Origin of the sequence: Streptomyces sp. NPDC059455 (genome assembly GCF_042750115.1) — a bacterium.
GTDB lineage: Bacteria > Actinomycetota > Actinomycetes > Streptomycetales > Streptomycetaceae > Streptomyces > Streptomyces endocoffeicus.
The window spans coordinates 25,133-36,456 of record NZ_JBHYVB010000118.1 but is presented as its reverse complement, the minus strand read 5'-3'; the positions used below and the strand labels follow the sequence as shown (position 1 = coordinate 36,456).

7 protein-coding genes are annotated in these 11,324 nt (G+C 74.5%); 3 read left to right on the top strand and 4 right to left on the bottom strand.

What is annotated here, in order from left to right:
- The 3 genes from ACFXB5_RS33395 to ACFXB5_RS33385 form a co-directional block, all read right to left on the bottom strand.
- The coding region (locus ACFXB5_RS33395; RefSeq protein ID WP_385214970.1) for a glycosyltransferase at window positions 1-913 on the bottom strand (913 nt) is incomplete at its 3' end.
- A 91-nt stretch (window positions 914-1,004) separates the two neighbouring features.
- On the bottom strand, window positions 1,005-2,171 hold the full coding sequence (locus ACFXB5_RS33390) for a glycosyltransferase family 1 protein (RefSeq protein WP_201855819.1): 1,167 nt from the start codon (window positions 2,169-2,171) through the stop codon (window positions 1,005-1,007).
- A 385-nt stretch (window positions 2,172-2,556) separates the two neighbouring features.
- Entirely contained in the window at window positions 2,557-3,978 is a 1,422-nt protein-coding gene (locus ACFXB5_RS33385; RefSeq protein WP_385214966.1) for a HEAT repeat domain-containing protein, read from the bottom strand.
- Between the two features lie 314 nt (window positions 3,979-4,292).
- Here ACFXB5_RS33385 and ACFXB5_RS33380 point away from each other — a divergent pair, with 314 nt between their 5' ends.
- Complete coding sequence (locus ACFXB5_RS33380) at window positions 4,293-5,858, top strand: PP2C family protein-serine/threonine phosphatase (protein WP_385214964.1); 1,566 nt, start codon at window positions 4,293-4,295, stop codon at window positions 5,856-5,858.
- 150 nt (window positions 5,859-6,008) lie between these two features.
- Here ACFXB5_RS33380 and ACFXB5_RS33375 read toward each other — a convergent pair whose 3' ends face one another.
- Complete coding sequence (locus ACFXB5_RS33375; protein ID WP_385214961.1) at window positions 6,009-7,502, bottom strand: hypothetical protein; 1,494 nt, start codon at window positions 7,500-7,502, stop codon at window positions 6,009-6,011.
- Window positions 7,503-7,749: 247 nt separating this feature from the next.
- On the opposite strand from ACFXB5_RS33375, the gene ACFXB5_RS33370 reads away from it, so the two are divergent.
- Together ACFXB5_RS33370 and ACFXB5_RS33365 are read left to right on the top strand one after the other, a co-directional pair.
- Complete coding sequence (locus tag ACFXB5_RS33370; RefSeq protein WP_385214958.1) at window positions 7,750-8,853, top strand: aminoglycoside phosphotransferase family protein; 1,104 nt, start codon at window positions 7,750-7,752, stop codon at window positions 8,851-8,853.
- 247 nt (window positions 8,854-9,100) lie between these two features.
- Window positions 9,101-11,122 carry an N-acetylmuramoyl-L-alanine amidase gene (locus tag ACFXB5_RS33365; RefSeq protein ID WP_385214955.1) on the top strand — a complete coding sequence of 674 codons (2,022 nt, stop codon included), beginning with the start codon at window positions 9,101-9,103 and terminating at the stop codon, window positions 11,120-11,122.
- The last annotated feature ends 202 nt before the right edge of the window (window positions 11,123-11,324 follow it).

The window sequence follows — 11,324 nt, the reverse complement described above, 5'->3', positions numbered from 1 at the left end:
GCCCGTGGTCCCCCGCGGGCCCGGGCCCCCCAACCAAAGCGTGGCGCGGCGTGCGGGCGGCGAGCCCCGCCCGCTCCGCCACATGGCCGAGGAAGACGGCCGGCAGCCCCTCGGCGCGGGCGCGGGCCTCCAGGCGCGGCCGGAGCGGCCCGTCCCCGGCGACCACGAGCGCCGCGGAGACGCCGCGCCGCCGCAGCTCGGCGAGCGCGTCGAGCGCCCGGCCCGGCCGCTTCTCGGGCGACAGCCGCGAACACATGGCGATGAGCACGGCCGCCTCACCACGGTGGTGGTCCCGCAGCGCCGCGTCGTGGTGGGAGGGGTGGAAGTGGCCGAGATCGACGCCCAGCGGGGCGCGTACGACATTCCGCGCGCCGATCCGTACGAACTCGCGCGCCGCCCATTCGGTGGTGCAGACGATCCGCGAGTACGCCCGCGCGGTACGGAGGTTGAGCCGGTCCGCGGCCCCCTCGGCGAACGCCTCCGGCACCCCCCAGGTGCGCAGCACGGCGTCCGCGCTCTCATGGGAGACCATCACGGCCGGTACGCGGGCGCGCCGCGCCCACTCCCCCGTCCAGCGGAGGGAGGTTCGGTCCGACACCTCGAGCCGGTCCGGTGCGAGGCCGTCGAGCAGCCGGGTCAGCCGCCGCCGGTCGGTCAGGACGCGGTAGCCGCCGGTGCCGGGGATGGTCGGACCGGGCAGCGTGATCACCCGCCCCTGCCGGGTGTGCTCGTCCGAGACCCGCTCGCCCGGCACCACCAGCACGGCCTCGTGCCCGGCCGCCTGGTATCCGGCCCCGAGCTCGCGCAGCGCGGTGCGGAGGCCGCCGGAGGCGGGGGTGACGAAGTTGGCCAGCCGGACGATGCGCAGCCCCTTGCCGTCGCTCATGCTCTGCTCTCCGCCCACGGCGCTCATGCTGTGACCCCTTCGTTCGCTTCTCCGCCCGCGCCGCGCAGAGGCGCGGGCATCGCCATCCACCGCGGCCCGGCGGCCGCGCGTGCGGCGCTCATGCCGCGACCGCCGTGCGGGCCGACAGGACCTCGGTGTAGTGGTCGATGAGCTGGTCGCCGATCGCCGCCCAGGTGCGGCCCTCGACCGCCTCCCGGCCCGCGTGGCCCAGCGCCGCGCGCAGCTTCGCGTCGGCCGCGAGCAGCGAGACGGCGTCGGTCACCTCGGTCGCGTCCCCGGGCGGCACCAGCAGTCCGGTGCGCCCGTGGTCGATGAGGTCGAGCGGGCCGCCCGCCGCGGGCGCGATCACCGGGACGCCGCTGGCCTGGGCCTCCTGCACGGTCTGGCAGAAGGTCTCCTGGGGCCCGGTGTGGGCGAAGACGTCCAGCGAGGCGAAGACGCGGGCCAGGTCGTTGCCGGTGCGGCGGCCGAGGAAGCGGGCCCTCGGCATGGCCGCCCGCAGCGCGGGCTCGCTCGGCCCGTCCCCGACCACGACCACCTGGATGCCGGGGAGCTCGCTCAGCGGCGCGAGCAGCTCGACGTTCTTCTCCGGGGCGAGGCGGCCGATGTATCCGACGATCAGCTCACCGCCGGGGGCGAACGAGCGGCGCAGCTCCGGGTCGCGGCGCGAGGGGTGGAAGCGCTCGGTGTCGACCCCGCGCGGCCACAGCCGGATCCGCGGCACGCCGTGCTCGTCCAGGTCGCGAGCGGCGGCGGTGGAGGGGGCGAGGGTGCGGTCGGCGGCGGTGTGCACGGCGCGGATGCGCCGCCAGGCCGCGTTCTCGCCCGCGCCGAGGTAGGTGCGGGCGTAGGAGCCCAGGTCGGTCTGGTAGACGGCCACGGCGGGTATCCGCAGCCGGAGCGCGGCCGTCATCCCACGCGCGCCCAGGACGAAGGGGCTGGCGAGGTGGACGACATCGCTGCCGTGGGAGGTGATCGCGGCCGCGAGCTTCCGGCTGGGCAGCGCGACCCGCACCTGCGGATAGCCGGGCAGGGGCAGGGACGGGATACGGACGACGGGGTACGGATGCGACCGGTCCATCTCCCCTTGGCTCTCGGGCGGACCGCCGGCCGTGCCGGGCGGTGAGCCTCCGGGGGGACCCGCCGGTGCGATGACCAAGGGGTGATGACCACGGCGGTGGAGATGGTCCGCGGTCTGCAGCGTGCAGTGAGCGACGCCGTTGATGTCGGGTGGGAAGGATTCAGTCACGATGGCGACACGCATACCGGTGTTGTCGGCGTACGAAGGGTGGCCCCGGCATCGTGAACGTTTCGCGCCGTAGAACGTCCCATGAGCGTTGGCCCTCGCACCCCGAAGGGCCCGCTCGGGGCCCTGGAGGGATCACCGCAAACCCGTATGAACCCGCTGGAATCGGCGGCCGGTCACCCGGCGTGAATGTGTCGCTGCGAACGCCCTGCTCGGGGCGGAGCGGGGATACGGAGGGTGATGAGCCTCTCACCCATGCCCATAGAGACGTGCCCGACGTCTTGAGGGTTGCCTGCGCCCGACACATGGGAGGCGCCCGCGTCCGACACCTTGGGAGGCGCCTGCCGCCGGGTCCTGGGGCGCCCGCCCCCGGGGCCGTACGTCGGGGGCGGCCGGGGAGGGGTCAGAAGCCCGGGGTCTCGGGTCCGATGCGGCTGCGGACCGCCGTCTGGACCTCGGCCTCCTCCGCCGGGTCGGCGGCCAGCCGGCGGAGCTGTTCTACGACGCGGGCGTCGGCGGTGGCGGCGTGGCGGGCGGCGACTTCGCGGGTGCTCTCCTCGCAGTCCCAGAGGCATTCGACCGCGAAGCCCGCCGCGAAGGACGGATCGGTGGCAGCCAGCGCGCGGGCGGCGCGGCCGCGGAGGTGGGAGGAGGCCGTCTCCCGGTAGATATGGCGCAGGACGGGCGCGGCGCAGGAGATCGTCAGGCGCCCGGCGCCGTCGACGAGCGTCCACAGGGTCTGGGCGTCCGGGCCCTCGGCCCGCACCGTGCGGCGGAGGGCGGCGAGCACGAGCGGGGTGTCGTACTGACCACCGCGGCAGGACAGCATCGCGGCCGCCGCGTCCCCGAGCGCGTCGGGGCGGTGGGCCCAGACCCGGGCCCGGTCGAGGGCGGCGATACTGCGCATGCGTTCGAAGGCGGAGAGGGCCGCCTGGGAGACCAGCTGTGAGGCGTCCGGCTCGGTCACGGCGGCCTCGACCAGGTCGAGCACCTCGGGGTCGCCGATCTCCGCGAGGTGTCGCAGCGCCGCGGCGCGGGCGGCGTCGGGGGCCGACGCGGCGGCGGCGAGGAGCTCGGGCCGGTCCTCGGGACCGGCGACGGCGGCCAGACAGCGGGCGGCCGCGTCGGGGCGGGCGTCCGGCTTCAGATCGTGCTCCCGCTGGGCCCACAGCAGGATGTCGTGCACGCTCCAGCCGGGGCGCGGCCCCGAGGGCCGCAGCTGGCGCTGCCATCGGTCGAAGGCGCCGCGCTCGGCCGCCGCGCGGACTCGCGGACCGTGGTCCGGATCGTCGGCCCACAGCCGCCAGGGCCGGGGTTCGTAGGCGCCGCGCACCACGGCGGCCAGTTCGGCGTCGCCGTCGGGGGTCCGGGGGAAGTGGGCGAGGATCGCGGGGGCGAGGCCACGCAGCCCGGTGTCGTCGTCGCGCAGGGCCAGCTCGTCGAGGGCCCATTCCCAGTTGCTGCCGGCCGCGGCGTAGCGGCGCAGCAGCCGCAGGGCGTCGGACCTGCCGTAGGCGGCGAGGTGACCGAGGACGGAGAGGGCGAGCCCGGTGCGCTCCTCGTCGTCGTTGACGAGGTCGTCGGGGTGGAACAGATGCTGTTCGATCTCGTCGAGCCCGGCGTCGAGGTCCAGACAGAGCCTGGCGTAATAGAGCGAGCGGTTCTCGACCTGCCAGTCACGGCGGGGGTCGCGCAGCACACAGTGGTGCAGTGCCGCGAGCGCCTCGGCCCGCGGCGCGGCGAGGGCGTGCAGGGTCCCGTCGCCGCGGCCTCGCTGCAGGAGGCCGAGCAGGGTGCCGCTGGGCGCTATGTCTGGATCGAACATGAGGTCAGCATCCGGTGCGGGAGGTTCGCTGGCAACGGGATTTCCGTCGATCGGCATTCTTGCCGATGTCCTGCCGCCGTATGCCTGATGAACGGTGCGAGACTGAGGGACTCCCGAGCGCCGCAGCCTACCCGGAATCGCGCCCTCCGCCGATTCCCGCCCGACATGTCCCCGGAAGGCCATCGGCATATGCCGCAAGCACCACCGGATCGGGTATTGCCAAACCGCTTACGGGATGTCGCCAGCCTGTGCAAGAGTCGTTACCGGTCCCTCCCTCAAGACCCGGCCGCGCCGCGCCCGTATCGGAGAACGTCATGCCGTCCCCCCGCTCCGCGGACCATCCCGCCGTATCGCCTCCCCAGCGTGACACGGTGGACGCCCTCATCTCGCAGACCCAGCGGCTCCGCGGCGGGCTCGACGCCGTCCGCCGCGACACCGTCGCGGATCTGGGCGGCACGGATGACGCGCAGGTGCGCTGGCAGCGCGCGCTGTGCGAGCTCGCCGTCCACCAGCTGGACGATCTGGACCGGCATCTGGGCGAGCTGCGCGAGGGACTGCCCGCCGATGCCGCCGAGACGGCCGAGTCCGCCGAGACGGCCGATCCCGTCGAGACGGGCGATCCCGCCAAGACTGGCGATCCCGCCGAGCCGGAGGCCGACGCGGCGGCCGGGGCCCCGGCCCGGAGCGAGGCCGCCGGTCATGCCCCCACCGGCCGCGGTTCGCTGCTGAGCCGGGTCGGCAGCGCCGAGTGGAATCTCCTCACCGACGAGGTGACCTGGTCCGACGAGCTCTGCCGGATCTTCGGCCGCGACCCCGGGGACGGCGGGCTCACCCTCGACGAGCTGCCCTCCTGGGTCTTCTCCGAGGACCAGCCGATCCTGACCGGGATGGTCACGGACTGCCTGGTGGACGGAAAGCCCATCGACGGCGAGTTCCGCGTCGTGCGCGAGGACGAGGTGGTACGCACCATCCATATGGCGGGCGAGCCGGTGCTGGACACCGACGGCAGCACCGCCTCCATGTGGGCCGTGCTCCGGGATGTGAGCGAGCTGCGCCGCAGCGAGCGGGCGGTGCGCGAGAGCCGGGACACACTGCGCCACCAGCGGCGGATCGCCCGGACCGAGCGCCGGCTGGCGGTGGAGGTGCAGGAGGCCGTGCTGCCGCCGTGGCGCGGCTCCCTCCGGCTCCCGGCCCGTGACGGCTTCCCGGGCGCCGGTCCATCGGCCGACGACGCCGCCCTCGACCTCGCCGCCCACTACCTGCCCTCCGAGTCCAGCGCCCAGATCGGCGGCGACTGGTACGACGCGCTCGAACTCCCCGATGGCCACACCCTGCTGAGCGTCGGCGGCCTCACCGGCCACGGTGTGACCGCCACCTGCGGCATGGCCATGCTGCTGGGCGCCGTGCGCGGCATGGCGGTGGCCGGGATCGAGCCCGGCGCGCTGATGGGGCGGCTCAACCAGCTGCTCACCGTCTCCTCCCAGCCCGCGCTGGTCGGCGCCGTCTGCGCGCAGTACGACCCGCGCACCCGCACCCTGGCGTGGGCCCAGGCCGGACACCCCGCCCCGCTGCTGTTCCGCGACGGGACGGGGCGCCCGCTGCGCGCTCCCGACGGCGTGCTGCTCGGCGCCACGGCGGGCGCCGCGTACACCCAGTGCGAGGAGCGGCTGGAGCCGGGCGATCTGCTGGTGCTGCACACCGGACGGCTCGCCCGGGACACCGAGGGCGCCACCGAGCGGCTGCTCGCGCTCGCGCCACGGCTGACCGCCGCCCATGGCGCACAGGAGTGCGTACGGACGGTGGCCGAGGCGTTCGGCGACGAGCCGCGCGAGCACGACGCGTGTGTGCTGATCGCCAGGGTCACCGACGCCCGCGCGTGAAGCGGCGCCCCGCGTCGGCGTGGCGCGGTGAACGGGCCCTCGTAAGGCGTTGACCCCGCGTAAGGCGTCGGCCCTTCGTACGGCGTTGACCCCGCGTGCTGCCCTTCGTACGGCTTCTCGTCGTGCCCTTCGTACGGCGTGGCCCGGTCGCTAGAAGGCCGCGCTCTTGGCGATGGAGCCGGCCCCTTTCAGCCCCGTGCCGCCCTTCCCCGCGCCTCCCTTCGGCATCATCTGCTGGATCTCCTCGCGCAGCTCCCGGATCGCCGGTGATGTGCCGTACCGCCCGGTGAGCCGGTACATCTCGCGCAGCCGGTCCCAGGTGCGGTGCGAGGAGTTCTGCTCGATCGTCAGCAGCGCCATCCGGGCATAGCGGTCGGCCTGCTCGGGATCGTCGCCGAGGAAACAGGCCGAGGCGATGGAGATGTGGTCGAAGATCTGGGACCGCTGGCGCCCGCCCTCCCGCATCCGCAGCGCCTTCTTGGCGTGGCTCTGGGCGATCCCCGCCGCCCCCGGCTCGTGCTCCGCCAGGGTGCGGTAGACCAGCCCCTGCATGCCGTGCAGATCGGCCTCGTTGAACAGCTGCATCCAGCTCGGCGCCGGTCCGTCGTCCCGGTCCGAGACGAACAGCTCCTCCGCCTCGCCCAGGGCGCGCCGCACCGCCTGGCCCTGGCCCTTGGACGCCTGCGCCCATGCCTCGATGGTGCAGAACATGGACCGGGTGCGCGGCAGCGCCGCCTCGCCCGCACCGGACTTGGCCAGCCTCATCAGCTCCAGGGCGTCGTCCGGGCGGCCGAGGTGCACCATCTGCCGGGCGGCCCGGGAGAGCGCCTCGCCCGCCCGGGGCCGGTCGCCGCCCTCGCGGGCCGCGTGGGCGGCGATGACGAAGTACTTCTGGGCGGTCGGCTCCAGGCCGACGTCATGGGACATCCAGCCGGCGAGGACGGCCAGATTGGCCGCCACCCCCCACAGTCTGCGCTGCAGGTGCTCGGGGTGGCGATAGGCGAGCATGCCGCCCACCTCGTTGAGCTGGCCCACCACGGCCTTGCGCTGGAGCCCGCCACCGCGGGCCGCGTCCCAGGCGCGGAAGACCTCGACCGAGGTCTCCAGGGCGTCGATCTCCTGGGAGCCCACGGGGGCGGCCTCGTAGCGGTCGAAGCCCACGGGCTCGACGGAGAGGGGATTGTCGGTGGCGAGGGTGGGGTCGGAGAGCAGAAAGTCGCTCATGGCACCGGTGATGGCGGATCCCGCGGCGAGCGCGGCACCCGCACCCACCAAGCCGCGTCGGTTGAACATAAGGTCCATTCCCGTGAATTCGGTGAGGACCGCGGCCGTGGACTCGGGCGGCCAGAGCAGCCCGTCGCCGGACTGCCCCTTTCCCGCGCGCCCCCCTCGTCCGAACCCGAGATCCTCGATGGTCACGACTCGACCGAGGCGCTCGGTGAACAGGGCCGCCAGCACCTTGGGCACGGGATCGCGCGGCGTCTCGCCGGTGTCGATCCAACGCCGCACCCGCGAGGTGTCGGTCGCCAGCTGCGGATGGCCCATGGCCGCCGCCTTCCGGTTCACGAGCCTCGCGAGCTCCCCCTTGGACCAGCCGGCGAGGCCGAACAGGTCCGCAAGACGGGTGTTGGGTTCCCTCGTCACGTCAAGCCCCCAGGTTCCTCGGCTGACTTGACAGTAACGGTCCCGTCACGAGCCGTGCGACTATTCGCCAGGGTTCGCCAGGGTCCGCCAGATGGTGTGCCACCCGCACAGGGGTGTGATGTAGGAGCGCGTTACCCGGCCCGGCGGCGGCTCGAGTTCGACCGAACCGCATTCCCCAGGGTGCGGCCCCGCCCCGGGGCCGGGTGCGTACGCAATTCGTCGGCACGCGAAGGGATCTGTCTCGCCCATGTACGCAGCATCGTCCTCCGTGTCCGCCCCGCCCCGGCCGTACCGGCGGCAGCTGCCCGGCAATGGGCCGTACCTCGATCCCGCCCCCGGCGGCCGGGCCCGGCGGACCGCCGCCCTCGGCCCCGTGCCGCCGCGCGGGAGACTCGACTTGTCCGGTCCACAGGGTGCGCAGCTGCGCACCGCGATCACCTCGGTCCACCGCATCTGTCCGGAGTTCAACCCGGTGCAGGTGCTGCGGCGCAGCGGCCGGTCCGTGCTCCTGATCGGGGCGACCGGGCGCAGCACCGCGGTGGCCAAGTGCCTGCTGGACCACTCCCCCGCGTGGGCCGAGCGGTTCCGCCGGGAAATAGCGATGTACCGGGCGTTCGTCCGCCAGCGCCCGCCGGTGCGGGTGCCCCGGCTGATCGCCGCGGACCCGGACAACTGCGCGCTGGTCATCGAGCGGATGCCCGGGCGGATCGCGGCCGCGCAGCGCCATCCCACCGAGCCCCCGCCGCGTGCCGATCTGGGGGCGGTGCTGGGTGCGATCCGCCGGGTCAACCAGTGGCGGCCGCCCGCCGATCTGTTCGACGCCCCCATCGACTACGCGGCCCGGCTGGCCCGCTATCACGAGCTCGGGCTGCTGACCGACCGGGACATGGGCGATCTGCAGAAGCTGCTGCGCGGCGTCTCGCACGCCTGCGGGCGGCAGACCCCGGTGCAGTTCTGCCATGGCGACGCCCTGTTGAACAACGTCCTGCTGTCCCCCGCGGGCCCGGTGCTCCTCGACTGGGACCACGCGGGCTGGTATCTGCCCGGCTATGACCTGGCCACGCTGTGGACGGTGCTGGGCGACGCCCCCGTCACCCGGCGCCAGATCAGCCAGTTGGCGCAGGCCGCCGGTCCGGCCGCGCGGGACTCCTTCCTGGTGAATCTGATGCTGGTGCTGACGCGGGAGATCCGGCAGTACGAGACCGCGGTGCAGCGCACCATGCACGACCCCGCTCCCGTGGTGCCGGGCGCGGTGCCGGCCGGTGAGGAGCAGCGGCTGCTGCTGCGCCGGCTGCACGACGACTGCGCGCTGGCCCGGCGCGCGGTGCGGGCGGCGGTCGGCACCCGCTGAGCGGAGGCGGGGTGGCGGTCGCCTGGCGCGGGCGCCCGGGGGGGCCGGGGGGGGCCCGCCGGCGGGGGGGGGGGGGGGGGGGGGGGGGGGGGGGGGGGCGCCGCGCCGGGGGGCCGCCCCCCCCCCCCCCCCGCCGCAGGCGGGTGGACATGCGAACGTCCGTCCGGGTGACGGCGATTGACGCCACGCCTGGCAGCGCATATCTCTAAGTGGCTCGGCTCGGACCGGCCCGCTTGAGGAGGCTGCTATGCCAGAATCCGCACAGGACAGCGCCCACGACGCGCACAGAACCCCGTCCGGCCCCACCCGGAGAACCACACTGCGGACCGCGGGAGCCGCGGCGTCCGCCGCCCTTCTGCTCCCGCTGGTCTCCGCCACCCCCGCCGCCCATGCCGACCAGCGGCGGGCCGACGGACCTGGTACCGACGGCGCCCTGCAGCGCGCCTTCGCGACCGCTGCCGCCGAGTACGGCGTTCCGCTGGGCGTGCTCCTGGGCGTGTCGTATCTGCAGTCGCGCTGGGACGGCCACGGTGGCGCGCCCAGCGTCACCGGCGGCTACGGCCCCATGCACCTCACCGACGCCCACACCGCCCTGCTCACCGCCGCGCACCACAGCCAGGGCACCGAGGACGCGCGCGGCGATCTGGCCCGTCCGCTGAGGGTCCCCAAGGCCACCGTTCCCCAGCCCCGGCAGTTGCCCGCCCGGCTGCGCACCCTCAGCCGCGCCGCGGACCTCACCGGGCTGTCCGCGGAGGCGCTGCGCGGCGACGAGAGCGCCAATGTGCGCGGTGGCGCGGCGCTGCTGGCCGCCACGCAGAAGCGGCTCGGGCTGCCGTCGAGCGAGGACCCCGCCGACTGGTACGCGGCGGTGGCGGCCTACTCCGGCGCCGATGACGCCGCCGCCGCGGCCTTCTTCGCCGACGAGGTGTACGGGGTGATCCGCGGCGGTGCCGCGCGGACGACCGCCGACGGTGAGCGGGTTTCCCTCGACGCGGCGCCCGGTGTCGCCCCGGACACCCGGCAGCTGCGGACGCTCGGTCTGCCGTCCCGGGCGCGGGATCCGCGGGTCGAGGCCCCCATGGACGTGTCCTGCGAGTGGATCCCGGCGCCCTACGAGGAGTTCGGGGACAACGACTACGGCAACCACGACCTGGGCGACCGCCCCTCCTCGCAGTCCATCGACTACATCGTCATCCATGACACCGAGGGCTCCTGGGACACCACCATCAAGCTGGTCCAGGACCCCACCTATGTGTCCTGGCAGTACACCCTGCGCTCCTCCGACGGGCATATCGCCCAGCATGTGCCGCTCAAGGACGTCGCCTGGCACGCGGGCAACTGGTACGTCAACGCCAAGTCCGTCGGCCTTGAGCACGAGGGGTTCCTGACCGCCCCGGACGCCTGGTACACGGAGGCGATGTACCGCTCCTCGGCGCGGCTGGTGCGCTATCTCGCCAAGCGGTTCGACATCCCGCTGGACCGCCAGCACATCCTGGGCCATGACAATGTGCCGGGCACCACCGCCTCCACCATCAAGGGCATGCACACCGACCCCGGCCCCTACTGGGACTGGGCGCACTACTTCACCCTGCTCGGCGCCCCCTTCCGGCGCACCGCGGGCTCCTCCGGCGGCCTGGTCACCATCCGCCCCGACTACGACACCAACCGTCCCGTGTACACCGACTGCGAGACGGCGGGCCAGGCGTGCGCCCCGCACGGCTCGTCCGCGGTGCGGCTGCACACCGCGCCGAGCGCGGACGCCCCGCTGGTCAAGGACATCGGACTGCGCCCGGACGGCTCGGACTCGACGACCGGGGTCAATGACACCGGCGCCCGCGCCACCACCGGGCAGCAGTTCGCGGTCGCGGGGCACGAGGGCGACTGGACGGCGATCTGGTACCTCGGCCAGCGGGCCTGGTTCCAGAATCCCAAGCGGCGGCCGACGGCGGTGAGCGCCAAGGGGCTCGTGGTGACGCCCAAGGCCGGGGCCGCGGAGGTTCCGGTGTACGGCCGCGCCTATCCGGAGAAGGAGGCGTATCCGGAGGGTGTGCCGGTGCAGGCGGTCTCGCCGCTGCCGTACAAGCTGCTCGCCGGGCAGTCCTATCCGCTGGGGCTCAGGGTGCGGGGCGAGTATCTGTGGGCGACCACCTTCGATCCGGCCGGTCACAAGGTGGTGCGCGGCCAGGACGTGTACTACCAGATCCAGTTCGGGCACCGGGTGGCGTTCGTCCGGGCCGCCGATGTGACGGTCCGGCGCTCGGGGAAGTGAGCCTGACGGGCCGTCAGTCCGTCGTATGACGGACGGCCGGGGGGGGGGGGGGGGCGCGGGGGGGGGGGCCGCCCCCCCCCCCCGCCCCCCCCCCCGCGGCCCCCGAAGAAACAGCGGCGCGGGGGGCGGCGTTGGGCGGGGGGGGGGGGGGGGGCGGGGGCGCGGGCGGCCCCGCCCGCCGGTTCTGGGGGGCCGGGGGGGG

What these genes read in the sequence shown, in the direction of transcription:
- ACFXB5_RS33390 (WP_201855819.1), bottom strand. Translation starts at nt 2,171, where the DNA reads ATGCGTGTCGCCATCGTGACTGAATCCTTCCCACCCGACATCAACGGC.
- ACFXB5_RS33385 (WP_385214966.1), bottom strand. Translation starts at nt 3,978, where the DNA reads ATGTTCGATCCAGACATAGCGCCCAGCGGCACCCTGCTCGGCCTCCTG.
- ACFXB5_RS33380 (WP_385214964.1), top strand. Translation starts at nt 4,293, where the DNA reads ATGCCGTCCCCCCGCTCCGCGGACCATCCCGCCGTATCGCCTCCCCAG.
- ACFXB5_RS33370 (WP_385214958.1), top strand. Translation starts at nt 7,750, where the DNA reads ATGTACGCAGCATCGTCCTCCGTGTCCGCCCCGCCCCGGCCGTACCGG.
- ACFXB5_RS33365 (WP_385214955.1), top strand. Translation starts at nt 9,101, where the DNA reads ATGCCAGAATCCGCACAGGACAGCGCCCACGACGCGCACAGAACCCCG.